23 protein-coding genes and 1 pseudogene are annotated in these 26,182 nt (G+C 41.8%); 20 read left to right on the top strand and 4 right to left on the bottom strand.

Annotated elements, in window-relative coordinates:
- The first annotated feature begins 367 nt into the window (after window positions 1-367).
- Both AC0L4K_RS14735 and AC0L4K_RS14730 read left to right on the top strand, forming a co-directional pair.
- Window positions 368-1,726, top strand: coding sequence for an MBL fold metallo-hydrolase (locus AC0L4K_RS14735; protein WP_473266909.1), 1,359 nt, complete (start codon window positions 368-370; stop codon window positions 1,724-1,726).
- Between the two features lie 486 nt (window positions 1,727-2,212).
- Window positions 2,213-2,659 (top strand): REP-associated tyrosine transposase, encoded by a 447-nt coding sequence (locus tag AC0L4K_RS14730; RefSeq protein ID WP_473269231.1) that lies wholly within the window; start codon window positions 2,213-2,215, stop codon window positions 2,657-2,659.
- Window positions 2,660-3,761: 1,102 nt separating this feature from the next.
- Here AC0L4K_RS14730 and AC0L4K_RS14725 read toward each other — a convergent pair.
- A complete protein-coding gene (locus tag AC0L4K_RS14725) occupies window positions 3,762-4,931 on the bottom strand; it encodes an O-antigen ligase family protein (protein WP_473266907.1) in 1,170 nt (389 codons plus the stop codon).
- A 293-nt stretch (window positions 4,932-5,224) separates the two neighbouring features.
- The gene (locus AC0L4K_RS14720) at window positions 5,225-5,674 is read right to left on the bottom strand and encodes a hypothetical protein (RefSeq protein WP_473266906.1); all 450 of its coding nucleotides are present in this window, start codon (window positions 5,672-5,674) and stop codon (window positions 5,225-5,227) included.
- A 324-nt stretch (window positions 5,675-5,998) separates the two neighbouring features.
- Between AC0L4K_RS14720 and AC0L4K_RS14715 the strand changes: the two genes are divergently transcribed.
- From AC0L4K_RS14715 to AC0L4K_RS14630, 18 genes and pseudogenes are all read left to right on the top strand, one after another.
- Window positions 5,999-7,423 carry an undecaprenyl-phosphate glucose phosphotransferase gene (locus tag AC0L4K_RS14715; protein ID WP_473266905.1) on the top strand — a complete coding sequence of 475 codons (1,425 nt, stop codon included), beginning with the start codon at window positions 5,999-6,001 and terminating at the stop codon, window positions 7,421-7,423.
- Window positions 7,424-7,505: 82 nt separating this feature from the next.
- A complete protein-coding gene (rfaH, locus tag AC0L4K_RS14710) occupies window positions 7,506-8,009 on the top strand; it encodes a transcription/translation regulatory transformer protein RfaH (protein WP_473266903.1) in 504 nt (167 codons plus the stop codon).
- 235 nt (window positions 8,010-8,244) lie between these two features.
- Window positions 8,245-9,309: a dTDP-glucose 4,6-dehydratase gene (gene rfbB, locus AC0L4K_RS14705; protein ID WP_473266902.1), complete on the top strand. Its 1,065-nt coding sequence runs from the start codon at window positions 8,245-8,247 to the stop codon at window positions 9,307-9,309.
- 18 nt (window positions 9,310-9,327) lie between these two features.
- Complete coding sequence (rfbA, locus tag AC0L4K_RS14700) at window positions 9,328-10,200, top strand: glucose-1-phosphate thymidylyltransferase RfbA (protein WP_473266900.1); 873 nt, start codon at window positions 9,328-9,330, stop codon at window positions 10,198-10,200.
- The gene (locus AC0L4K_RS14695; RefSeq protein ID WP_473266898.1) at window positions 10,197-11,309 is read left to right on the top strand and encodes a DegT/DnrJ/EryC1/StrS family aminotransferase; all 1,113 of its coding nucleotides are present in this window, start codon (window positions 10,197-10,199) and stop codon (window positions 11,307-11,309) included. The genes rfbA and AC0L4K_RS14695 overlap by 4 nt, the downstream gene beginning before the upstream one ends.
- Complete coding sequence (locus tag AC0L4K_RS14690; protein ID WP_473266897.1) at window positions 11,309-11,872, top strand: acyltransferase; 564 nt, start codon at window positions 11,309-11,311, stop codon at window positions 11,870-11,872. Before AC0L4K_RS14695 ends, AC0L4K_RS14690 begins: the two co-directional genes overlap by 1 nt.
- A gap of 5 nt (window positions 11,873-11,877) precedes the next feature.
- The gene (locus AC0L4K_RS14685; protein ID WP_473266896.1) at window positions 11,878-12,393 is read left to right on the top strand and encodes a hypothetical protein; all 516 of its coding nucleotides are present in this window, start codon (window positions 11,878-11,880) and stop codon (window positions 12,391-12,393) included.
- Window positions 12,394-12,449: 56 nt separating this feature from the next.
- Window positions 12,450-13,064 (top strand): TDP-N-acetylfucosamine:lipid II N-acetylfucosaminyltransferase family protein, encoded by a 615-nt coding sequence (locus tag AC0L4K_RS14680; protein ID WP_473266894.1) that lies wholly within the window; start codon window positions 12,450-12,452, stop codon window positions 13,062-13,064.
- On the top strand, window positions 13,061-14,473 hold the full coding sequence (locus AC0L4K_RS14675; RefSeq protein ID WP_473266893.1) for an oligosaccharide flippase family protein: 1,413 nt from the start codon (window positions 13,061-13,063) through the stop codon (window positions 14,471-14,473). Before AC0L4K_RS14680 ends, AC0L4K_RS14675 begins: the two co-directional genes overlap by 4 nt.
- Window positions 14,474-14,574: 101 nt before the next feature.
- A complete protein-coding gene (locus AC0L4K_RS14670; RefSeq protein WP_473266891.1) occupies window positions 14,575-15,378 on the top strand; it encodes a sulfotransferase family protein in 804 nt (267 codons plus the stop codon).
- Window positions 15,379-15,503: 125 nt separating this feature from the next.
- Window positions 15,504-16,477, top strand: a protein-coding gene (locus AC0L4K_RS14665) for an IS5 family transposase (protein ID WP_473266890.1) whose coding sequence is annotated in 2 segments (ribosomal slippage) — window positions 15,504-16,404 and window positions 16,404-16,477 — 975 coding nt in all. Because the reading frame shifts where the segments join, the coding sequence is not laid out codon by codon here.
- 187 nt (window positions 16,478-16,664) lie between these two features.
- A complete protein-coding gene (locus AC0L4K_RS14660) occupies window positions 16,665-17,564 on the top strand; it encodes a glycosyltransferase family 2 protein (RefSeq protein ID WP_473266888.1) in 900 nt (299 codons plus the stop codon).
- 558 nt (window positions 17,565-18,122) lie between these two features.
- On the top strand, window positions 18,123-19,727 hold the full coding sequence (locus AC0L4K_RS14655) for a glycosyltransferase family 4 protein (RefSeq protein ID WP_473266886.1): 1,605 nt from the start codon (window positions 18,123-18,125) through the stop codon (window positions 19,725-19,727).
- Window positions 19,724-20,407: a glycosyltransferase gene (locus tag AC0L4K_RS14650; protein WP_473266885.1), complete on the top strand. Its 684-nt coding sequence runs from the start codon at window positions 19,724-19,726 to the stop codon at window positions 20,405-20,407. Before AC0L4K_RS14655 ends, AC0L4K_RS14650 begins: the two co-directional genes overlap by 4 nt.
- Window positions 20,394-21,175, top strand: a pseudogene (locus AC0L4K_RS14645) (WecB/TagA/CpsF family glycosyltransferase). The gene AC0L4K_RS14650 and the pseudogene AC0L4K_RS14645 overlap by 14 nt, the downstream one beginning before the upstream one ends.
- Window positions 21,172-22,131 carry a sulfotransferase family protein gene (locus tag AC0L4K_RS14640; protein WP_473266883.1) on the top strand — a complete coding sequence of 320 codons (960 nt, stop codon included), beginning with the start codon at window positions 21,172-21,174 and terminating at the stop codon, window positions 22,129-22,131. Before AC0L4K_RS14645 ends, AC0L4K_RS14640 begins: the two are co-directional and overlap by 4 nt.
- Before the next feature lie 92 nt (window positions 22,132-22,223).
- A complete protein-coding gene (locus AC0L4K_RS14635) occupies window positions 22,224-22,778 on the top strand; it encodes a sugar phosphate nucleotidyltransferase (RefSeq protein WP_473266882.1) in 555 nt (184 codons plus the stop codon).
- Window positions 22,779-22,828: 50 nt separating this feature from the next.
- On the top strand, window positions 22,829-23,170 hold the full coding sequence (locus AC0L4K_RS14630) for a four helix bundle protein (protein WP_473266880.1): 342 nt from the start codon (window positions 22,829-22,831) through the stop codon (window positions 23,168-23,170).
- A gap of 140 nt (window positions 23,171-23,310) precedes the next feature.
- Here the strand turns inward: AC0L4K_RS14630 and cysN are convergent, their stop codons facing one another.
- Complete coding sequence (cysN, locus tag AC0L4K_RS14625; RefSeq protein ID WP_473266879.1) at window positions 23,311-25,212, bottom strand: sulfate adenylyltransferase subunit CysN; 1,902 nt, start codon at window positions 25,210-25,212, stop codon at window positions 23,311-23,313.
- The gene (gene cysD / locus AC0L4K_RS14620) at window positions 25,212-26,174 is read right to left on the bottom strand and encodes a sulfate adenylyltransferase subunit CysD (RefSeq protein WP_473269230.1); all 963 of its coding nucleotides are present in this window, start codon (window positions 26,172-26,174) and stop codon (window positions 25,212-25,214) included. The genes cysN and cysD overlap by 1 nt, the downstream gene beginning before the upstream one ends.
- Window positions 26,175-26,182: the final 8 nt, after the last annotated feature.

Here is a 26,182-nt window from a genome sequence, read left to right as displayed (position 1 = left end):
CCGCCGGAGGCAGCTCCTACAATCGTAATACCCCTGTGGGAACCTTGTCTCGGGGCGATGAATTCTAACCAAAACTATCGCCGCCGGAGGCAGCTCCTACAATGGCAATGCCCCTGTGGGAGCCCCGTCTCGGGGCGATGAATTCTCATCAAAACTATCGCCGCCGGAGGCAGCTCCTACAATCGTAATACCCCTGTGGGAGCACCGTCTCGGGGCGATGAATTATAGCCAAAATCATCTCCGTCTGAGGCCGTTCATACGCATGAACCACTTTGTTCAAATTACCCCAATCATTATTTTAAACTATTATACCTGTTAAGCTTTTTTTGATTTTTTAGGCCCCTGCCTGTTAAACATGGAGGTTTAGATGGATATCAAACATCACGGCGCGGTAACGGGGGTGACAGGTTCCTGTCATGAGCTGATTTTGGATAACAAAACCAGTGTGCTGATTGATTGCGGTATGTTTCAAGGAGCTGAAAATAGCGGCTCAGAATCCGCTAACCTGCAGCTCGATTTTCCAGTCAATACCATCAAGGCGCTATTTGTCACTCACTGCCATATCGATCATGTGGGCCGTATTCCTTCTCTGATTGCCGCTGGATTTGATGGGCCGGTATTCGCATCAAAAGCGACCGCTACGTTACTGCCTTTAGTCTTGGAAGACGCACTAAAAATTGGTGTCACCCGTAATGAGGCGTTAATCGCCCAGTTTTTGCAGCTATTAGAACAGTGGTTACAACCGGTGGAATATAAACAGTGGTATTCGGTCGATGCTATTGAAGGGCTGCGGTTTAGGTATCAGCCGGCGGGGCATATTCTTGGATCCGCTTATATCGAGTTTAAATATAACAACGAGATAGTTGTTTTTTCAGGTGATCTTGGCGCACCCTATGCTCCGCTCCTGCCTGCACCAAAATCGCCGTGGCGAGCGGATCGGCTGGTGATTGAAAGCACCTATGGTGATAAGGAGCATGAAAACCGTCGTAACCGCCGCAAGCAACTAGAAACGATTATTAGACATTGCCTTAAAGATGCAGGCACCGTGCTTATTCCCGCGTTTAGCATTGGCAGAACGCAGGAGCTGCTATACGAGCTAGAGGATATTATCCATCGGCACAAAGGCACCACCTGGGATAATATCGATGTGATTGTCGACTCGCCGCTGGCGGCTAAGTTTACTCAACATTACCGAGCCTTAAATCAGTTATGGGATGCTGAGGCAAAAGCGCGTAAGGGGCGTGGTCGCCATCCACTCGGCTTTGATCAATTAATCACAGTAGATTCCCATAGGCAGCATCAAAAACTGGTTAACTATCTTAAAAGCAGTGGCAGGCCTGCGATTGTTATTGCCGCTAGTGGCATGTGCGCGGGTGGCCGTATTGTGAACTATCTTAAAGCATTGCTGGGCGATACCCGCACGGATGTGTTGTTCGTGGGTTATCAGGCGCAAGGAACGCCAGGGAGCGATATTCAACGTTATGGTCCTGCTGGTGGTTATGTCTATCTTGATGATGAAAAAATCGATATCAAAGCAGGGATATATACCCTGAGTGGTTATTCTGCCCACGCCGATCAGAAAAACCTCATTAATTTTGTTAAACGGATGCGGCATAAACCGAAAGAGATACGAATCGTTCACGGTGATTGGCAAGCAAAACGGCTATTGAAAGGAAAGCTAACAGAGATCTGCCCGACAGCCAATATTCTGATTCCTAAGGGGTAAATCTGAGCAGCGATGGTTTCAAATTGGATTTATCGCCCCTAGAAGGGGCTCCTACAGGGGGCTGGTTTATCATTGTAGGAGCCGCCTCTGGCGGCGATGGTTTCTAATTGGATTTATCGCCCCTAGAAGGGGCTCCTACAGAGGGCTGGTTTGTCATTGTAGGAGCTGCCTCTGGCGGCGATGGTTTTTAATTGGATTTATCGCCTCTAGAAGGGGCTCCTACAGGGGGCTGGTTTGTCATTGTAGGAGCCGCCTCTGGCAGCGATGGTTTCTAATTGGATTTATCGCCCCTAGAAGGGGCTCCTACAGAGGGCTGGTTTGTCATTGTAGGAGCTGCCTCTGGCGGCGATGGTTTTTAATTAGAATTTATCGCCCCTAGAAGGGGCTCCTACAGGGGCTGGTTTGTCATTGTAGGAGCCGCCTCTGGCGGCGATGATGCTAGATTTTTTTAGAAAAGTCATTCATTTATTAAACGAGGGTTATGTGATGAAAGGGAATTCATCGGCGCTTCGTAAAGGGCGTTATTCGGAATCTGGGAGGATATATCTGGTTACGTTTGTGACGTTTAACCGACAACGTTTATTTTCAGATTTAAAATCCGGACGGGTTGTAGTTTCGTCGTTAAATTTCTTTGGAAATCGTGCAGATACGCTGGCTTATGTGGTTATGCCTGATCATGTTCATTGGCTAATCCAATTAAAAGAGGGCACGTTGGATATGTTGATTCATTCCGTTAAAACCTATTCGGCGTTGCAAGTGAATAAGCGTTTGTCGAGGCAAGGGCAAGTTTGGCAAAAAGGTTTTCATGATCATGCGGTGAGGCGAGAAGAAGATTTAGTTGAAATCGCCCGTTATATTGTGATGAACCCTGTTAGGGCTGGATTGGTGAAAAGCGTTAGAGAGTATGCATTATGGGATGCTGTTTGGGTGTAGGAGCTGCCTCTGGCGGCGATGGTTTAGCTTGAAATTCATCGCCCCGAGTGGGGGCTCCCACAGTCCGGTGGTTATTCCGGTGTAGCTGTCTCCGGCGGCGATGATTTAGATTGAAATTCATCGCCCCGAGACGGGGCTCCCACAGTCCAAGGGGTTATTCCGGTGTAGTAGCTGCCTCTGGCAGCGATGCTTTAGGTTGAAATTCATCGCCCCTAGAAGGGGCTCCCACAGCCCGGAGGTTATCCCGGTGTAGGAGCTGCCTCTGGCAGCGATGGTTTAGATTGAAATTCATCGCCCCGAGACGGGGCTCCCACAGCCCGGAGGTTATCCCGGTGTAGGAGCTGCCCCCAGCGGCGATGGTTTAGCTTGAAATTCATCGCCCCGAGACGGGGCTCCCACAGTCCGGTGGTTATCCCGGTGTAGGAGCTGCCTCTGGCAGCGATGATTTAGCTTGAAATTCATCGCCCCGAGACGGGGCCCCCACAGTCCGGTGGTTATTCCGGTGTAGGAGCTGCCTCTGGCAGCGATGGTTTAGGTTGAAATGCTTCGCCCCGAGACGGGGCTCCCACAGCCCGGAGATTATTCCGGTGTAGGAGCTGCCTCTGGCAGCGATGATTTAGCTTGAAATTCATCGCCCCGAGACGGGGCTCCCACAGTCCAAGGGGTTATCCTGGTGTAGGAGCTGCCTCTGGCAGCGATGATTTAGCTTGAAATTCATCGCCCCGAGACGGGGCTCCCACAGTCCGGTGGTTATTCCTGTGTAGTAGCTGCCCCCAGCGGCGGTGATTTAGATTGAAATTCATCGCCCCGAGGCGGGGCCCCCACAGTCCGGTGGTTATTCCGGTGTAGTAGCTGCCTTTGGCGGCGATGATTTAGATTGAAATCATCGCCCCGAGACGGGGCTCCCACAGTCCGGAGGTTATTCCGGTTGTAGGAGCTGCCCCCAGCGGCGATGATTTAGATTGAAATTCATCGCCCCGAGACGGGGCTCCCACAGCCCGGAGGTTATCCCGGTGTAGGAGCTGCCTCTGGCGGCGATAGCTTAGGTTGAAATCTATTGCCCCGAGCCTTCCGCTACCTAGCGGGCTCCATAAATGAATGATCAGCTTCGGTTTTTATGATGTAACGACATCTGCCCCAGCGCGAGAATAACCACAAAAGTCGCCGCATTTGCCGGTATTTGCAGGTTAAAATCAACCGTCGAATGGATGGCTAGGGCAATAATCGCCATGGTTGCGCTAAAGGCTATACCGCGTATTAGTGGATCTTTGCGTTTTCGCTGCGCTCGTATGGCCGAGATAAACACTAGTAACACAGCAAGCATTAGGCAGCCAGTCACAATCACACCGTAATCACTGGCAAATTCAAAGTAATCGTTATGAGCGTGTTCGTAAAACCCTCTGCCGGCATCATATTCACGATAAGCAGGAAAGTTAGTGTAATAGGTGGCAGCTCCACTACCTGTTAGCAGATTATCCTGAATGGCTTCAAGGGTATAAACATTCACTTCGTCTCGAGTCTCTGATGTATCAACAGTATTTTCTAGCCGCTGTACGACTTTTTCAACGCCAAAAAAAGTACCGACGACAAACATATCGATAACGATTAGGCTACCGATCAGAATAATGGTTGCTTTAGTCGATTGTTTGCTCAGTAATAGTGCTATAACGCCAGCAATCGCCAAGCTGGCGAAAAAGGCAGTGTTGCCCATTCTTGAATGGGTCATCACCAGTCCCGCAACCATCATTACTAGGATGATACGCAGGCGTGCTTTATTACCGAGTAGTGTGGTCAGTAATCGCCGGAAAAAATCTCGTAAGTTAGCCGCGCGACTACCATCTAGCGTTGAAATCATGAGGCCAATGCCCACTGCTAGGGTCAGTTCTAGATATCCAGCTAAATGATTGCGGTTCACAAAAGTGCCAGTGGCTAGGTTTAGGTAATGCTCTTTGGGTACAAAAAAGAGGTATTCGATTCCGGTTAGAGTCATCATGCTGCCATAGACCGCCTGAAACAGGCCGCTACCAATTAAGGTGAAGCAGAGTAGCTTGATGCGACGCTTACTTTTAACCAGTAGTGTTGTCAGTGAAAATAAGCCAGTGAAAGCGAAACCCAATAAGGCGTCTTGCAGTGTATTGGCTGGATCAATCGTTATGTTGAGCTGAATCTGTAATAAAGACCATAGTGGGGCAGTGAGTAATAGCCCTAATACCACTAAGCTGCGAGCAAAAGTCTTTCCGAGCGTTAGTTTCTTTTGACTGTAAAGCACCATCCACCAAGCCGATAGCATGAACACTGAGCAGGACAATAGGCTAATCGCCCAAGCTTTGTTGCTGCCTAGCGGTAGAGGGATCCAAGCTAAAAGAGCTAGGTAAGAATAAAAAAGAGGGGTATCTGATTTAGGTGATACCGATAAGCTGCTCAACGGTAGTGTCCTTGCAAAGGGGCTGTGTTAGAGAGTAAGAAGTTACTTGAACGTGTTTACAGAGCGAAAAATTTAAAATATATCTAAAAAATAGATATAAAAAAAGCGCATTTAAGCGCTTTTTTATCGAACAGTAAAACTTAAGAGTCGGCGCTAGCAGAACCGCCGCCGGAACCGCCGCTGCTGCTACCAATAGCAGGAGCTGAAGCTGCTGGGCCGGTGCTACCTGGTGTGCTGCTTGGTGTAGATGCAGGTGTAACAGAAGCAACGCTTACATTAGCCGATGATGCAGCACTGGATACAACACTAGCAGGAACATTAGCATTGGCTGCCGCAGTACCAATAGCTGATAGCGCTGCTGGATTAGCTGAATAAACACTCATCGCGGCAGTCAAAATCGCTTCTTTCTGAGCATCAGTTTCAGCAGCGTTAAGCATTGCTTCAATGGCTGCAGAGATCTGTTCTGGGGTAGCGTCTGCATCCGTCGCCGCTTGAATTTGACTAACAACAGCTGGGTCTGGGGCAGCTGCATAAACAGGGGCGAGTGGCAACAACATCCCTGCTACAACACCAATAAGTAACTTGCGCATATAGCGTTCTCCTTGAGTTGGTCGAGAGACCAGATTTCATTCAGAAAGTAATGATTAGATTCTAACAACCACCGCTAGTATAAGTAAACAAAATTTGCAGAAGTATGTTGGAAAATAGTAACATTAGTGCGCAATTTATATTGCGCTGCACAATCGAGGTTCGCTAGCTGGCGTAATTAAGCATAGGAAATACCAAACAAGTCGATATAATAGCAACAACATTTCTGTGATTGAACGTGCTCTTGTATAAGACGAGTGATACGGAAAATTGACCAATTTTTAGTGTATGGATATGCAGGGTTATACAAAGGTATGAGTAACCGATTGAAGTCATATAGGCTGTCAGCAAATAAGCGGCAGCTGCTGAATAACTATGAATCCGTTTCTTTCTTAGTACAGCATTTTGCCGACCTGTTGATTGTCTGTGGTTCTCTGTTCTTTTTTGCATATCTTAAGTTAGGCGAAATTCCATCTAACTACCGCTTGCTAGCTATCTTGGCGCTTTTAGGGGTTTGGATTATCTATCGTCGTCGTGGCGTTTATAGTCGGGCTATAGGGCTTTATGGCAGTGCTTTTCGTCTGCTGAATGCCTGGTTTCATGTTCTATTGTTGTTGGCCTTAATTGGTTTTGTAACGAAAACGGGGGAGGGTTTCTCGCGCGAGGTTCTAATCGAGTGGGCCGTTGTTGGTTATATTCTTCAATTAATCAGTATGAACGTCTTACGCTGTTTGTATAAACGATACAAAGTCATGTTCTCCCGTGAAATTCCCTCATTGGTGATTGGTACCGGTGACTTGGCAACCAAATTGGTCGACAACCTTAATAACAATAGTTGGCTGCCAGACCGAGTGCTTGGTTTTGTAAATCCTGATGATAAGCCGCTAGCCGATGTTGATATCCAAAGGTTAACTCTGCCGCTGTATGGCAGTGCCGCAAATTTAAGATCATTGATCAAAGAGCTAAAGGTCAAACGAATCTATTTAGCGCTGCCTGTGGCGGACTCTGATGTTATTGAGGCATTGCATATCGATCTGCTTGATACAAACGTTGATGTTATCTGGGTGCCTGATATCTTTGGCTTGAGTTTACTAAACCACTCTGTGCGTGAAGTGGCCGGTATGCCGCTTATTACATTGAATGAAAGCCCAATAACTTCACGACGCATACATATTATACTTAAGTCTCTGATGGATAAGGTACTGGCGACATTAGCACTAATTGCTTTTAGCCCGTTAATGTGTGTTATTGCCATCATGATTAAGCGAGAATCTGAGGGGCCTGTTTTCTTTAAGCAAGACCGCCATGGTTTAGATGGCAAAATCATAAAAGTCTGGAAGTTTCGCAGTATGCGCTTGCATGAAGATACCGAGGTTAAGCAGGCAACGAAAAACGATTCCCGTGTAACGAAAATCGGTGCTTTTATCCGTCGTACCTCAATTGATGAGTTGCCCCAGTTTATTAATGTGCTACAAGGCACCATGTCGTTGGTGGGTCCTCGCCCCCACGCGGTAGCCCACAATGATTATTACTCCAATAAAGTGAACGCCTATCTGGCCCGCCATCGGATTAAGCCAGGGATTACCGGCTTGGCTCAGATCAGCGGCTGCCGAGGTGAAACGGAAACCTTGGATAAGATGGCCAAGCGTGTTGAGTATGACTTAGCCTACATCAATAATTGGTCATTGGGCTTAGATATTAAAATATTACTCAAGACGCCGCTTAGTTTGGTGTCGAAGGATATTTATTAACAGTGGCCTTGTTATTGACAGCTGCAATAAAAAATAGTCAAGAGATGTTGATTATTTATACGAGTTTTAATGGGCGCTTTCTGTGAAGAGAGATGAAAATACCCAGTGGTATCTTGTTCAGTGCAAAGCCAAGCAAGAATTGCGTGCGCAAGAACATCTACAGCGCCAGGGCTATCACTGCTTTTTACCGCTGTATTCAGTGGAAAAGATACGCAAGGGTAAATATGTCGACGTTATCGAGCCACTGTTTCCCGGCTATCTGTTTATCGCCCTTAACAGTATCGATGATAACTGGGCGCCGATCCGTTCGACCCGTGGAGTGCAGCGTATCGTTGCCTTTGCAGGCGTGCCGGTGCCGGTGCCCAGCAAGGTGATCGAACAATTGATTGAGGCAGAACAGCGGGATACCACAGTCAAATCTGTATTCAAACTCGGTGACAAGCTTCGTATTACCGAAGGGCCATTTAAAGCGTTAGAAGCCGTTTTTCACTCGTTTAATGGTGAAGAGCGAGTGTTTGTGTTGCTTGATGTCATGCAAAAGCAACACAAATTAAGTATACCGGTCAAGGCGTTAAAGGCCGACTAACCCGTTGTGATCAGGGTTAAACAATAAGATGAAAACGGGCGTTGAGGAAAGTCCTATTGATAACCTTCGGGCGGTAGCGTGTCTGAAGGGTAGGGCTTGGCTCCGTAAATGTTTCCGCAACGGGCCGCGAGAGATGCGGCCTTGATGAGCGGCTGAGGCAAAACTGGCTGAGGCGAGAAACGATAAAAAGTGCCGTAGGCAATGATATTAATAACGATTCGGTTGGATGTTAAATATGAAAGTGTTAGTGACTGGTGGTGCGGGTTTTATTGGTTCGGCCGTAATTCGTCACATTATCAGCAATACAGATGAGTGCGTGGTAAACCTCGATAAGCTCACCTATGCTGGCAACCTTGAATCCCTTGCTGATGTTAGCAATAACTCGCGCTATGTATTTGAACAGGTTGATATCTGTGATCGGGCTGAAGTTGATCGTGTATTTAAGCAACATCAACCTGATGTCGTGATGCACTTAGCGGCTGAATCCCATGTCGATCGTTCCATTGATGGCCCCGCGGCGTTTATTGAGACCAATATTGTTGGCACCTATACGTTGTTAGAAGCGGCGCGTCACTATTGGCAAGGTTTAGATGAGCCGCGCAAGACAGCTTTTCGCTTTCACCATATCTCAACTGATGAGGTCTATGGCGATTTAGAAGGCCCCGAAGATCTATTTACCGAAGCAACCCCTTACGCACCGAGTTCGCCCTACTCAGCGAGTAAAGCGAGTTCCGATCATTTAGTACGAGCTTGGCGACGGACTTACGGTTTTCCCACATTAATGACGAACTGCTCGAACAACTATGGACCGTATCATTTTCCTGAAAAACTGATTCCGCTCGTGATTCTCAACGCTTTAGACGGTAAAGCGTTACCTATTTATGGCCAAGGGGATCAGATTCGCGATTGGCTCTATGTTGAAGATCATGCCCGTGCACTTTATAAGGTGGCAACCGAGGGTAAGGTGGGTGAAACCTACAATATCGGTGGTCATAACGAAAAACAAAACATCGAGGTGGTACATACCATTTGTGATATTTTGCAGCAATTAGTGCCGCCTGCCGATGATTTTAGCGTTCATCAATATCGAGACCTGATTACCCATGTACAGGATCGCCCAGGCCACGATCTACGTTACGCCATCGATGCCAGTAAGGTTCAGCGAGAGCTGGGCTGGACGCCGGAAGAGACCTTCGAATCCGGCATTCGTAAAACGGTGCAGTGGTATCTGGATAATCTCGAATGGTGTCGCCGTGTACAAGATGGCAGTTATCAGCGTGAACGTTTAGGTCAAATCTAATTTAACCAAGGATCAATTATGAAAGGCATTATTCTCGCAGGGGGTTCTGGTACACGGTTGTACCCAATCACCAAGGGTGTCTCTAAGCAGTTGTTGCCAATCTATGACAAACCGATGATCTATTATCCGTTGTCGGTGCTGATGTTGGCGGGCATTCGCGATATTTTGATCATCTCAACCCCCGAAGACCTGCCAAACTTTGAAAAGTTATTGGGTGATGGCAGCAGCTTCGGCATTCAGCTGAGTTATGCCGAACAGCCAAGCCCCGATGGTTTAGCGCAAGCGTTTATCATCGGTGAGCAATTTATCGGCGATGATAATGTATGTTTGGTGCTGGGGGATAATATCTTCTACGGTCAAGGCTTCTCACCCAAGCTAAAACAAGCCGCTGCACAGTCATCGGGTGCCACTGTATTTGGTTATCAGGTTAAAGACCCTGAACGATTCGGTGTGGTTGCCTTTGATGAAAATAAAACAGCTATCTCGATTGAAGAGAAGCCAGAGCACCCTAAATCTAATTACGCGGTGACCGGCCTCTACTTTTATGACAATGACGTGGTCGAGATCGCCAAAAAAGTGCAACCCTCCCACCGAGGCGAGTTAGAAATTACCAGCATTAATCAGGCGTATATGGAGCGTGGCGATCTAAGCGTAGAGGTGCTAGGTCGTGGTTTTGCTTGGTTAGATACCGGCACACATGAGAGCCTGTTAGAAGCTTCTCAATTTGTGGAAACCATTGAGCGACGTCAAGGCTATAAAATCGCCTGCCTCGAAGAGGTCGGCTTTAATAACGGTTGGCTCACTAAAGAACAATTGTTGCAAGAAGCCGACGCACTTAAGAAAAATGGCTACGGCCAATACCTCATGGACCTAGTGGAAAATATTGAATGATCCCCGTGACTAAGCCATACCTTCCCAGCCGAGAAAAGCTGAATCAATATATCGATGGAATCTACGAGCGCAACTGGCTAACGAATAATGGCCCATTAGTGCAGGAGTTGACCTGTAGGTTGGAGGAATATTTAGGCATAGAAAACCTACTGTTGGTGTCTAATGGCACACTCGCGTTGCAAATAGCCTATCACGCGTTGGGCATTAACGAACCGATTAATCCTCAACCGGCTCAAGCCATAACAACACCTTTCACCTTCATTGCCACGGCAAGCTCCCTAAAATGGGAGGGTGTCACGCCGGTATTTGCGGATATAGACCCAGACACTTGGTGCCTCGATCCGAAAAACATTGAAGCCGCCATAACGACTAATACCCGTGCTATTGTACCGGTGCATGTATTTGGCAACGGCTGTGATGTTGAAGCAATCGATGCAGTTGCTCAAAAGCATCAGTTGAAAGTGATCTATGATGCCTCTCACGCCTTTGGGGTGACCTACAAGGGTGAAAGTCTGCTCAAACATGGCGATGCCACTACCCTAAGCTTCCATGCAACTAAACTATTTCATACCGTAGAAGGCGGAGCCATCGTCTTCAAGCGTAAAGAAGACCTTGAACGCGCTAAGAAGATGATCAATTTCGGTATTACTGGGCCGGACACTATCGAGGAACTTGGCATTAATGCCAAGATGAATGAGATACAGGCGGCGATGGGGCTTTGCGTGCTGGATGAGATGGAACAAAATCTAGCCGCACGCGCAAAGGTTTGGGCTAACTATGAACGTGAGTTGGCAGGCGTAGTACAGATGCAGAAACGAAGTGAAGACCTTTCTTATAATTCATCGTATTTTCCTGTGGTTTTTAATACTCAGCAGGAGGCAGTGGATATAGCGGAACTTCTTAACGAAAACGGAATACAGGCTCGCCGGTATTTTTTTCCTTCACTTGAAACCGTTGAGTGTTTAGATGAAAGCGCTGATCAGCCCATTTCACAAGACTTAGCGGTACGGATTCTCTGTCTTCCAATCTATGCAACCTTGAACAGTTTTGAACAAAAAAAAGTCGTAGACGTGATTCGGCCAATATTTGGGTTAAGGGTAAAAGACTAATGGCATTTCTATCCAGAGAACAATTAGAAAGTGCAGGCTTTGCCGCACTCGGCACAAATGTCCTTATCTCTGATAAGGCATCTTTATATAATCCAGAGAAAATATCCATCGGTAGTCATGTTCGTATCGATGATTTCTGCGTTATTTCAGCCGGTATAGGTGGAATTGAAATTGGTGATTATATTCATATTGCCGTTTTTAGTTCTTTAGTTGGTGAGGGAAGGATTATCCTTTCAGACTTTGTAGGGCTTTCGTCTCGAGTTTCAATCTATAGTAGTAGTGATGATTATTCTGGTATAGCTTTGACTAACCCAATGGTTTCTGATGAGTTTAAAAATGTTCAATCGGCAGATGTAGAGTTGAAGAAGCATGTGATCGTGGGGTCTGGTAGTGTAATTTTGCCAGGAGTAACGTTACATGAAGGTGTGGCGATCGGAGCATTAAGTTTAGTCTCGAAAGACTGTGAAGAGTTTAAAATATATTCAGGAGTGCCGGCAAAACCGATCAAAGCTAGGAAAAAAGATCTAAAGGCTGTTGAGCTGGAGTTTATTAAGACACAATGAGAATTTTGCATTTAGCCACTGATGATAAGTTTGTAGACCATGCTTTCTTTGTATTTGAAAAAGCATATCCGAATCAAAATGATGTTTTCGTTTTTGTTTTAGAAAAAAATTGTGATCTAAAATTTGTTAAATTACAGCCGAAAAAAATAATTAACATAAGTATTCCAAGTATAAAGAGGGCTAGGCTACCGGAGATAGAGTATGATAAATATGATTTGATTGTTTTTCATTCGTTTACTTCTATTCTTTACCCTGAAATATATAATGTCCCAAAAAAAATACCAACCATATGGTTGGGGTGGGGATATGAGTATTATGATTTAATCGTTAATCCAGTCGAACTTCTTCTGCCTGAAACTAAGAAACTTACTGCTTTGAATTTTCAGCTAAAAATACGCAAGCTTATAAAGCTATTTCTTCGTCAAGTGTTAGAGATTTTTGGTGTCTTAAAATCAAAAAAAAGGCTATCGAAAAGCTTTGGATCTTTGCGCCAGTGCTTCCAAACGAATATGAGTTGGTGAAAAAGTCACGTAATTGGCATAACTTTCCAGAGAGCGCTAGATGGAACTATGGCACGATGGAGGATCATCTAATTAAAGGGTTTGAGGGCGAGCAAGTTGATGGTGATGCCATATTGATTGGCAATAGTGCCTCGTTTGCTTGTAATCATAAAGAAACGTTAGATTTTCTCCATAAGGCTGGAGTTAATAATCGTTGCATTATTGCTCCATTAAGCTATGGTGATAAAAATTATGGTGAAAAAATTTCTTTAATTGGATATGAGTTATTTGGCAATAAATTTAGTCCACTAAAAGAGTTTATGCCAGTAAAAAGCTATGTAGCTACCATAAGAAAATGTGGTTATGTGATCATGAATCATAAACGGCAGCAGGCCGTTGGCAACATCGTTATAATGTTGTACCTCGGCGCGCGAGTTTTTCTTCGTGAAGAGAATCCAACATACCAATTCTTGAAAGAACAAGGCATTTCACTATCATCAGTGCAAGAGCTAGAAAAAGATATTTCTTTATTACAGGAACCACTATCAATCGAAGATAAGGAAATTAATAAACAGTTAGTTAGTGAATATTGGGGGCGGGAAAAAGCTATAATTCAAACAAAAAATCTAGTAGAAAAGGCGTTCACGTTAAAAGATAAGTATAGTGGCGATCAAAAAAGGAAAATAGTTTGACTCCACGAAAAATAGCACTTTTCGCCATTGGCCCTTTGGGTAGTGCCCTACTGGGTTTTATTACCCTCCCTGTGATTACCTGGTTTTTTAGTCAGGAAGATATTGGGCGGATCTCAATGATGCAGGTAACGCTTAGCTTCAGTACACTGCTTTTTAGCCTAGGGCTAGATCGTGCCTATGTACGTGAATTTCATGAAACGAATAATAAACCAGCGTTATTTAAGATGACGCTGTTGCCGGGCTTAGTATTATTGTTGCTGTTAACATTTTCAGGTTTTTTATTCGATAGTACTTTCTTCTCAAAGCTATTATTTGATATATCTGCTTGGTATTTGAGCCTATTGGTTGTTCTTGCTTTAATTACTAATTTTATTTCTCGTTTTCTGTCGTTGATTCTGCGTATGAATGAGCGTGGTTTGGCATTTTCCATGAGTCAAATTCTGCCAAAGCTTTTACTACTGGTCATCATAGCCACTTATGTTGTTGCGGGATCTGAAAAGAATTTGATGAATCTTGTGATAGCAAATACCGCAGCAATTACTTTAGTGTGTCTCGCTTTTTCTTGGAATACTCGTCAGGAATGGCGGGCAAGCATCTGTGAAAAGATCGTTGTCGAGCGACTTAAAGAAATGCTGAAGTTCGGTTTACCCCTTATATTTGGCGGACTCGCCTTTTGGGGGCTGACAGCAACAGACAGGGTGTTGTTGAGATCACTCTCAAATTATGAAGAATTGGGCCTTTATTCAGTGTCCGTCAGTTTTGCTGCAGCAGCTTCAATATTACAAAGTGTATTTACAACTGTATGGGCACCTATTGTATATAAGTGGGCGAGTAAAGGAGAAGGGCTTGATAAAGTTCATCAGGTAACTCGGTATGTATTGCTTTGCGTGGTTGTATTGTATTGTCTAGTTGGTCTGTTATCGTGGATTGTGACCTATTTATTACCTGATAATTATGCCGACGTTCAGTGGATTGTTATCTCTTGTTTAGGCTATCCATTGCTTTTCACTCTATCTGAGACAACAGTAGTAGGTATTAGCATTGCCCGACGTACATCACTTGTAATGTTAGCATCAATAATTGCCTTTAGCCTGAACCTTATAGGTAATTGGTTGTTAATTTCAACGTACGGTGCGGCTGGTGCTGCAATAAGCACTTGCGCTGCTTTTTTTGTTTTTTTCGTTTTAAGAACTGAATTTTCTATTCATGTATGGAAGCCTATGCCGCGAATAACTCTTTATAGTTATGCTTTATTGTTAGTTGTTGGCGCAATTATGAGTACTTTATTTGGCGAAAGAATTGGTTGGCTAAGCTATATTTATTGGTTATGCGTATTATTGAGTTGTATTGTTGTATTTAAAAAAGAGATTGGAGAAGTTAAAGTTTTTTTATGTGCATGGCTTGGTTGATATTTGATAAATTGTATATCATAAGTGGTGTTTTCGAGTTATATTTTTTAGTGGAGGGCTGTCGATTGTTTAGAAAATTTTTACGTAGTGTAAGAAATGTAATGAAAAATGTTGGTTGTGATATAACAGAGTATCATAAATTATATGTATTAAGAAAACTAAGTCGTTCTGAACCAGTATTTATTTTAGGTGTGCAAAAATCAGGTACAACGGCAATAGCAGCGTTACTAGCACAAAGCACGGGACTACCTGCTACTCTGGATATTACTAGAGCGATTCGCCGACCAGAAACAGTCATTCTTCGTAAGTATGGCCGAGAAGGTTTTGATGATTTTATATATCGCTATCGAAGAGAGTTCTCAAATAAAATAATTAAGGAACCAGCGCTTACGTTTGACTATAAAAAGCTTAAAAAGTATTTTCCAAAAGCGCGTTTTGTTATGATTATACGAGAACCAAAGGATAATATAAGAAGCATTCTAAATAGGCTTAAAATTCCAGGAGATCTTCAATTACTAGATGTAAAAAACTGGCCTGAGTTGAAAAAATCACCTGCGTGGCAAATAAACTTAGACTCTTCTTGGTTAGGGCATTGGCCAAAATCATATGTTGATTCACTTGCGTTTCGTTGGAAGTTGTCAGCCGAAATTTATTTTAATAATTCTGAAGATTTTATATTAATTAAATATGAAGATTTCGTCTCTGCTAAAAAAGAGACCATTGATTTATTATCTGCTAAATTATGTTTTGATGTGGTTTCAGATATTTCAGAAAAAGTTAATATTCAATACCAATCTAAGGGTAAGAAAATAACTAATTATAATGATTATTTTGGCAATAATATTAAGGTGATTAATGATCAATGTGATTTTTATTTGGAAAAGCTAGGTTATTCGAAAAAATAAATAAGGTGTATCGAGGATACATATAATAAATGCAACACTCATAGTTGAATGGTAAGAGATGGTTAAGGAATATGCGAATAAGTCCTTCTCATGAGACAATTAATTTTTAACCTTCGAGCTTGACCATGTCACATCAACTTACTTTTGCCGACAGTGAATTCAACAATAAGCGTCGTAAAACACGCAAAGAAATTTTCTTGACTCGAATGGACGAACTGATGCCGTGGGACCAGCTTGAATCGGTGATTGAACCTTTCTACCCAAAAGCCGGAAAAGGAAGAAGACCGTATCCATTGTCCACCATGTTTCGCATTCACTGCATGCAACATTGGTACAACATGAGCGACCCTGCCATGGAGGATGCGCTTTATGAAATCACGTCGATGCGCCTTTTTGCTGGATTGTCGCTGGACATCGCTATCCCTGACCACACTACTATTATGAATTTTAGGCACTTGCTGGAAAAACATAAGCTCTCCCGTCAGCTGTTTAAAGAGGTCAATAAATGGTTGTCCAGCGCAGGGATTTACTTAAAAGAAGGCACGATTGTCGACGCCACCATCATTGAAGCCGCCAGCTCAACCAAGAATAAAGCGAAAGCACGCGATCCCGAGATGCACCAAACCCAAAAAGGAAAGCAATGGTTTTTTGGTCTAAAAGCTCATATTGGCGTGGACGCGAGAACCGGACTGACGCATAGCCTAAGCACAACAGCCGCCAACGTACATGACATCACAGAAACAGAAAATTTGCTTCATGGTGAGGAAACCTTTATCTCAGCGGATTCTGGTTATCGAGGCGCACAAAAACGAGAAGAGCTCAGAGATATCAAAGCAGATTGGTTGATTGCAGAAATGCCAAGTAAAGTACGTCTTCTCAAGAAACACCCGAGAATAAACAAGCAACCCATCCGAACGGAATACCTCAAAGCCAGTATCCGAGCAAAAGTAGAGCACCCGTTTCGGATCATAAAGCGTCAGTTTGGTTTTAGGAAAGTAATCTATAGAGGACTGGCAAAAACGACAATAAACTGGCGATGTTGTTTGCCTTAACCAACGTGTTTAAAATTTATCAAATGATACGAACAGTAAGGGATTAATCCTTCAAAAATCCAATAAATAAGCTTGTTTAGTGGTTAAAATTATCAAAAAAGGTGTCATCTTGTGCTTTTTTATTCTAAAGAGAGGGGCTGAGTATTTTGTGACCTCTTAATCGTAGTTTTCTATACTAAATAGATTAACTATTTCTTTAAATAGTATTTACATGAAAATATAATATTGATGATTATGAAAAATGATCCTTTTGTAAGTGTTATAATGCCGACTTACGGTAGGCCTGATAAATTGGGTAGAGCAATAGATAGTGTTTTAAATCAAACCTATAATCATTATGAGATTATCGTAGTGGACGATAATGAGCCAGATTCTGCTGATAGATTAAAAACAGCAAAAATTATAAGTAATTATATTAAAGATAAACGTGTTAGGTATATCCAAAGGTCCTTTAATGGGGGAGGAAGTATTGCACGAAATACAGGTATAGAAGAGGCAGGTGGTGATTATGTGACTTTTCTGGATGATGATGATGAGTATTATCCAAATAAAATTTTAACGCAAATAGAATTTATGTTTTCTAATTCACTTTTTATATCAGCATGCGCCGCTGATTGTTTTGATTTCAATGGTAGAAAATTAGCTAGAAGAGAAGTTCCAATTGCAAGGGATCTTAAAACTTTTTTACTAAAAGGAAATGCTCTTACTCCAATGATAATGGTTAAAAAGGAATGCCTGCACGCTGTTAAAGGTTTTGATGACACTCCCAGATTTCAAGATCATATTTTAATGCTAAAATTACTATCTGAATATGAATTTTGTGGTGAAATATATGAGTCTCTATATAAGTGTAATTTACATGGTGGTGAGAGAATATCTAGTTCATCTAAGTCCAAAGTTGGCTTTAAGATGAAACATAAAAAAGAAATTCTATTTGCAAGTTTTTTAAGTAAAAATGATTATAGATATTTGCGATTAAAACAAGATCTTGATCTTTTGAGGTTTGTTTATGAAGAGCGTAATTTTGGTTTTTTCATTAAGGAAATAAAGCGTGTTTATTGTGATTATGGACAGTTAAGGGATATTCTTGTGTTTTTAAAGGTTTTTTTAAAAATAATATTTCGAAGATATTGATTTTATTGTATGTCTATAGATTAATGTTAGGGAATAGTGATTTTATTTTTTTCAAAATTGTGTAGTTAGTGTTTTATGCTGGTTTTTCTAATTTATTTTTATATGTTTTTTTAGTTTGGGTAAATGTATATGTATATAAATGCTGTTACTTTTTATCGACTGTCTAATAAAACTTATTCAGTCGGTTTTAAACTTCTATCAAAGTTAGTCGACATGGTTACGTATATTTTCTTTGGCTGTTATTTGCCGGGCTCTTGTAGTATAGGAAAAGGGACATATTGTAGTCATAGAGGGATGTCGGTTGTGGTCCATCCAGATGCCATTATTGGAGAAAATTGTGTTATAGGCACATGTGTAACTCTAGGTGGCAAAGGAAATGCTTTACCTGGGGCTCCAGTCGTAGGAAACAATGTTTACATATCAACGGGAGCTAAAATATTAGGGGGGTTATTATTGGTGATAATGTTATAATCGGAGCTAACTCTGTGGTTCTGAGTAATGTACCGAAAAATTCAGTTGTAGTTGGAATTCCAGCTAAAGTTATAAAGGTAAATGAAAGTGAATAATGATAATAATTTTTACTTAAAATGGTTATCATTATTCAAAGTTTCAGTTTTGGTTCTTTTGGCTCTTTTAATTTCTAAATCCTTCTTGGGATTTGGGGTTGGTGCTATTGAATTTTTTATCATATTGTTTCTTTTTGTTTCTGGTAAAGCATATCAACTAAAGAATTTGTATGGTTTTTATTTTTACTATTTTGTTTTTATTTGTTTCGCTATTATTTCATCAATGAAAAGTTTTTATTATGAAGTAGGTCTGCTTGATATTTTTAGACAGTTTATTGTACACCTTAAAGTACCGTTGCTTGTAGGAGTGGTATATACGCTGGTATTTAAAGTTGATATGAAACACATGGTGCGATTTCTTGAGTTGATGATAAAGTTTCTCTTGGTTGTGAGCTTGATATTATGTTTATTTCAATTTTTCATTCCTCAAGTTATATCGATAATGATGAGTAATGTCTCTTTAAATACCGTTATAGCTGGTACTGATTATAAAAGACTAACGGGTGTTTTTTTTCATCCAACCCCTCTCGGTCTTTTTTCATCTATTTCTTTTGTGTTTTTTATTAGGTACAGGAAGCAATTGAAATTTTCTTTGTTATTTGCAATTTTAAGTGTTGTTCTGTTGTTTCTATCAGGACAGCGAGGTGAACTTGTTTTCTTGTTTTTTTCATTTTTATTTGCTTTATTTATATGGCATTTTAGATTGAATATTTTTAAATATAATATTTTGTTTTCTGCTTTGGTATCTGCGGCTCTAATTATAGTTGTTATTGTAGTGTCAAGTAATACTCACTTCGATGGGGCCTCAGTCGTTAGAGCTGTTTTGTATAAGGGAGCACTAGTTTTAGCTGATTTACATTTTCCTTTTGGATCCGGACTTGCTACGTATGGTTCAAATAACTCTTTTAATTCTGAAGCATACTATGATTTAGGTATGTCTAATATTTGGTGGTTAGTAACTGATAAAGGTTATATTACTGATACTTTTTGGGCGATGATACTAGCAGAATCTGGATATTTCGGACTTTTATTTTACGTTATTAGTATTGTTAAGTTTTTTTCTATGGTTTATGTTGTAAATCCTAGTAAATACATTGTTCTTGTTTTTTTGTTCTTGCTTTTGGAAGGGTTTACCAATCCTGTTTTTAGTGGGAATATGTTTCTGTTAATACTTCCTATTTTGGTTATGATTAGTTATGAGAAAAAAGTTGTTTTTCAAGTTGTTAATGGAGAGGTCTATGCGGGCGCAGAAAGAGTTCAAGATTATTTAGTTGGAGGCTTATCTTCATTAGACTATGATGTTTACATTATATGTTACAAAAAAGGTGTTTTCATTGAGAAAAGTGAGTTTGCTCAAAGTGTAAAATCTTTTCAGTTGGGCTTTGTAAAGTTAAATAGATTGCGGTCTTTCGTTAAAGAAATCAAGCCTGATATAATGCATTGTCATACACCAATGACATTGTTAATGACAAAGTTTTCAGTTTTTTTAAATGGTTTTAATGGAGATGTTGTATATCATGTCCATAGTCCTGTTCTAGAGGATACGCCAAATAAATTAAAAAATTTTGTGAAATATCTTTTAGAAAAATTTTTTTGAATAAAAATAAAGATAAGGTTATTTGTGTTTCTTCTTCAGTAAAAAATAAAACACCTTATTTGATGAAGTTTAAAAATGTTAAGGTTGTTCATAATGGTGTTTGTATAAGTCGAATAAAGTCTGATTTAAGTTGCGATCCATATTGTAATATTGCGTTTGCTGGTTTGATTAGAGAAAGAAAGGGGTTGGAGGTTTTACTTAAAGCCATAAGTATTTCATCTAATAAAGACAAAATTAGGTTGCATGTTTTTGGAGTATTTTTCGATGTTACATATTCGAATATAATTCAAAGCTATATTCGCGATTTAGATTTAGTGGAAAATGTGATATTCCATGGTTTTCAACGTGATATTATTAAAAGTTTTACCGGTTGTTCTGTTTTTTGTCTACCGTCCTTGTATGGTGAAGGGTTGCCAATGGTACTGCTTGAGGCAATGTCTGCTGGACTAGCAATAATTGCAAGTAATACTGATGGTGTCCCTGAAGTAATTAATGATGGTGTTAATGGTATCCTTTTCCAATCAGGGAATTATGAAGACTTAGCTTTGAAATTAGATATGCTGATTTCTGATCATATGCTCATGAAAAAATTGTCCCTCGAAAGCTCTGAATCGCAAAAAAATAATTTTTCAAGTCAATCAATGCTCAAAAATGTGATAAGTTATTATGAGTCGAGATAAGGTTAAAATTGGTCCTTTGTTACTAGATGATGTTACTTCGAGTTATGCGGTTAATATTATTGCTGAGTCTGTTATATCTAATATTTTAGGAAAGAAGAAAAATGGTTTTTTTGTTGTTACTCCTAATTTAGATCACATTTCGCAGTTGATTCGTGGTGACTCTCTTCTTGGTTATTATCAGAAATCAAATTTAACTGTTGCCGACGGCTTTCCCATTAAGTTAGCAAGTTATTTTAAACTTGATAAACCAATTAAGGAGGTAATACCTGGTAGTGAACTTGGCCCTCAAGTTCTGGCAGCTATATCTGATTTTTTACCTGCTTTTAAACATTGCAATCTAATGGTTATTGGTACTGATGAGTATACAATTGGGAAAACTAAAGAACGGTTGGCATTAGAGTCTCCTAATATAAAGCTGGCATCTAGCTTTACTGGTGTGGTTGATAAAAAAAATAACACAGAAAGTTTCTATGATATGATTACAGAAAATAATATAAATATTGTCTTTTTATGTTTAGGTGCACCTAAACAGGAGGCTGTCGCATTCAACCTTCATGAGAAGTTTCCAGAAATTAGCTTTCTTTGTTTAGGTGCTACTTTGGAATTTTATGCAGGAACAAAAAAAGAGCCCCACTTCTGATGAGGAAATGTAAGCTGGAGTGGCTTTACAGATGGGCTTCTGAGCCAAAGCGTCTTACTAAACGCTATCTCCAGTGTTTTATTACTCTTTTTAAATTGTTCTTTGTTATTGATTGGTTGAGAAAATGATAGTATTTGTTGTTGGCTTACCTCGAAGTGGTTCTACACTATTATCTAGTTTTTTGAATACAGATACTGATGTTGTTTCACTCAATGATTTTTATTTTATGCAAAAGTTGTTCGTTGCGTATGATATTTATAAAATGAATATAGATCAATCACATGTTTTTTTAGCGGATTATCTTGATTTTTTCTTCAATGAGAGAGCTTTTGTTAATAATGAATTTGAGGGGCAGCTTGATTTTGATTTGGTTTTTTTGGCAAGAATTAGCTTTTTGTTTAGAGGGAATATACCACCTTCCGGTTTGAATTTTTCTGATTATGTTTCCTTTTATTATTCATCTGTATATAATGCATTGGCTTGTAAGGTTTTAGTTGATAAAACTCCGCAAAATTTTTTGCATCAGGATGTTTTAGAACATCTAAATATTGAAACTAAGTTTATTTATTTGATTAGAAATCCTTTTGATACAATAAGGTCTTTCAAATTTGCTGATTTTAAAGGGCATGATAAACGAAGGTATCATGTCCTTATCTATTCTCAGTATTGGAATAAGGCTGTCGAATGTTATAAAAGAAATTCATATAAAGATAATTTTTTATTGATCAAGTATGAAGAGCTATGTGGGGAAAATAATTCCAAAGTTGCCTTGAAATTACTATCATTTGGTTTTTCCGTTGATGTAAAAAATATTGATTTTAAAAGAAATAACTCAAGCAGTATATCAAGTTCTAAAATGTATTTAGATGATTTAGAAGTGTTGATCATAAATAAATTTACACACAGTAATTTGTGTTTTTTGAAATACCCTTTTAGAAGAGGGCGATGTTCTATTTTTGGTTTTTTGTTTTTTATAAAAACAAGTATTGTTTTTTCTGTGTATAATTTATTTAGGTTTTTTTCTGACCCTGATGCAAAAAAAAGAATTTTAAGTTTCTTGAAAAAAAGCAATAGAAATATTTAGGTTGTTATCTTTTATTTCGAAATTGTTGATGTTTATTGCTTCTAGTGTTTCTATATTACCTTTATTTATTATAATTAAGCAGGATATTCTGTATGATCCCTGTCATTATGGCTGGCGGTTCCGGTACCCGTCTTTGGCCCCTTTCCCGTACCCAGTATCCTAAACAGTTCTTACCCCTTCACAGTGATCTGTCTATGTTGCAAGAGACGGTTAGCCGCTTAGGCTCTGTCGAACAAGTTAACTTGATCTGTAATGAAGAGCATCGGTTTTTGGCGGCAGAGCAGATGCGTGTTCTGAATCAATCTTGTTCTATCTTCCTTGAACCTGTTGGTCGTAATACGGCTCCGGCTATTGCATTGGCAGCGTTGCAAGCGGTCAGCAAAGGGCAGGGAGGTGAGTGTCTGTTAGTGTTGGCGGCGGATCATGTGATTGAGAAAGAAGTGGCTTTTCGTGATGCGATCGCCAAGGCCGAGCCTTTAGCGAAAGAAGGTGCGCTGGTTACCTTTGGTATTGTGCCTACTCAACCTGAAACCGGTTATGGGTATATAAGGGCTGAGGTCAGTCATCCGATGTCTGAGGTCCGAAAGAGCGTAATCGGCTTTGCTCGGACTAGCGAAGCATTCGGGCTAGTGAAGCATTCGGGCTAGCGAAGCGTTCGGACAAACGAAGTGATCGGCTCTTCAACATGGAGGTTGTGATGGGCTTTGAAAATTTAGATGTATGGAAACGTTCGTGTCGCTTAAGTTGTGATGTTTATAAGGCGATGGAAAATTGTCGTGATTATGGTTTTAAAGATCAGATCACGCGAAGTGGTTTATCGATTCCTAGTAATATAGCTGAAGGTTTTGAGCGAGGCTCTGTTAAGGAGAAACAGCAATTTTATTACTATGCGAGAGGCTCTGCCGGCGAGTTAAAAACGCAGGTCTATATAGGCCAAAAAATAGGTTATATCTCCTCTGAAGATGGTAATCACTGGCGTGATGAGCTTAGTGATATTCAAAAAATGCTGACGGGATTGATTAAGAAGGCTAGGGGGTGAAGGTCGAGGTCCGAAGCCAGAAAGGTATGTTTTTCGGGCCTCGGACAAACGTAGTGTTCGGCTCTCATCGGGCAACCGAAGCGGTCTGTTAAACCGCCCCTTTTGGACAAACGAAGTGATCGGATCTCGGACCCCTGTTTTTAAATCATCTGTTTCTGTTTAAGCAATTCGATGACTTTGTCCGCCGCTTCTTCAGGCGTCATCTCTATTGTTTTCAAGTTAAGATCAGGCTGCTCTGGGGCTTCATAAGGTGAGTCAATGCCGGTGAAGTTTTTCAGCTCTCCACGACGTGCTTTCTTATAAAGGCCTTTAACATCACGATCTTCAGCAACTTCTAGCGGGGTGTTGATATAGATCTCTAAGAACTCACCCTCAGCCAACATATCTCTGGCCATCTTTCTTTCCGCCTGGAAAGGGGAGATAAAGGAGGTCAGTACGATAAGGCCAGCATCGACCATCAGTTTAGCAACTTCGGCAATTCGGCGGATGTTTTCAACCCGATCTTGATCGGTAAAGCCAAGGTCGTTGTTGAGGCCATGACGGACATTGTCGCCATCCAACAGGTAGGTATGATGTCCAGAAGCCAATAATTTTTGCTCGACTAAATCAGCGATGGTTGATTTACCAGAACCCGATAGACCGGTCAGCCAGATAACCCCAGGTTTTTGGGTTTTCAAGGCAGCGCGGACCTCTTTATTCACTTCAGTGTGCTGCACAGTGATATTGGTGCTGCGACGCAGTGCAAAGTTGATCAGACCCGCACCAACGGTGTTGTTGGTCATCCGATCAATCAAGATGAAGCTGCCCGTATCCCGGTTCGCTTTGTATGAATCAAAAGCGATATCCTGATCGAGACTGATGTTACATTCACCGATGCCGTTCAGCTCGAGCTTTTTAGCGGCTAGGTGTTCCATCGTATTGACGTTAACTTGATGCTTGATGTCAGTGATAGAGGCTGTAACGGTTTTGGTACCAATCTGCATCAGATAAGTCCGGCCAGGCATCAGAGGTTCTTCGTGCATCCAAATAACTGTGGTCTCGAACTGCTTACCAATAGACGCGGGCTCTGACGCTGAGGTGATCATGTCTCCACGGGAGATATCGATCTCATCGTTCAGTGTCAGTGTGACCGACTGTCCAGCTACGGCTTGAGGTAGGTCGCCATCATAGGTTGAGATAGTGGCGATGGTGCTCTCTTTACCTGAAGGTAGCGCGCGAATTCGATCGCCTGGCTTGACTACACCGCTCGCTAGTTGACCGGCAAAACCTCGGAAATCAAGGTTGGGCCGGTTAACCCATTGAACGGCCATGCGGAATGGTTCTTTTTGCATTAGCTCGTCGTCAACCTGTACGGTTTCCAAGTAGCCCATCAGTGTTGTGCCGTGATACCAAGTCATGTTGCTGCTTGGTTCGGTAATGTTGTCACCAGCCAATGCAGACATTGGGATGAAGGTAATCTGTTTGATGCCGATCTGCTCAGCAAATTCAAGATAGTCTTCTTTAATCTGGTTGTAAGTTTTCTCGGAATAATCGACCAGATCCATCTTGTTGATCGCAACGACAACATGTGGGATGCCGATCAGAGAGGCGAGATAACTATGACGGCGTGTCTGGGTTAGGATACCGCGGCGCGCATCAACCATCAGAATAGCAACATCGGCGGTGGATGCACCTGTAACCATGTTGCGGGTGTATTGCTCATGCCCCGGTGTATCGGCCACGATAAATTTACGTTTATCCGTAGAGAAGAAGCGGTAAGCGACATCGATGGTGATGCCCTGTTCACGTTCAGCGGCTAAGCCATCAACCAGTAGAGCGAAGTCAATATTGTCGCCTTGGGTACCGAATTTTTTTGATTCCGCTTCAACCGCCGCTAATTGATCTTCAAATAATAGCTTTGATTCAAATAATAGACGCCCGATTAATGTGCTTTTACCGTCGTCAACGCTACCGCAGGTGATAAAACGCAGTAGGCTTTTTTGTTCGTGATCTTTCAGGTATTGGACGATATCGTCGGATATCATGTCTGATGAATGTGCCATTAGAAGTAACCCTCCTGTTTTTTCTTCTCCATGGATGCAGCGCTATCGTGATCGATCATGCGTCCCTGACGTTCAGATGTTTTGGTCAGCAGCATCTCTTGGATGATCGCTGGTAGGGTGTCGGCTTCAGATTCTACTGCGCCAGTGAGTGGGTAGCAGCCGAGCGTTCTGAAACGCACACTCTTCATCATCGGTACTTCGTTTGGTTGTAATGGCATACGCTCATCATCAACCATAATAAGTGTACCGTCACGCTCAACCACTGGGCGTTCAGCTGACAGATAGAGTGGCACAATGGGGATTTGCTCTAGGTAGATATACTGCCAGATATCCAATTCTGTCCAGTTAGACAGTGGAAATACCCGAATGGATTCGCCAGGGCGTTTATTGGCGTTGTAGTTTTTCCACAGTTCAGGACGTTGGTTTTTTGGGTCCCAGCGGTGATCGGCGGTGCGGAAAGAGAAGATTCGTTCCTTAGCGCGAGATTTCTCTTCGTCACGGCGTGCGCCACCGAAGGCAACATCAAATTTGAATTTATTCAGCGCCTGTTTTAGGCCTTCTGTCTTCATGATATCGGTATGTAGCGCTGACCCATGGGTGAATGGGTTGATGCCTTTCTCGACCCCTTCTGGGTTCATATAGGTGATCAGCTCGACACCGAGATTTTTTACCAGTTCATCTCTGAAGGTATACATCTCGCGGAATTTCCAGCCAGTATCAACATGTAACAGCGGAAATGGTGGTTTAGACGGGTGAAACGCTTTCATCGCCAGATGAAGCATCACGGCACTGTCTTTACCGATGGAGTAAAGCATGACCGGGTTATCTGCTTTGGAAACGACTTCGCGCATTATTTGAATGCTTTCCGCTTCCAGTCTCTGTAGGTGTGTTAATGCCATCGTGGTCCTCACATATGACTGAGTAGTTTCATTTTCAGCAACTGAAGACTTAGAGCCCGACAGCGTGCTGC

This window comes from Amphritea sp. GJ51-11 (genome assembly GCF_055808735.1).
This window is presented reverse-complemented; position numbering and strand designations above follow the sequence as displayed.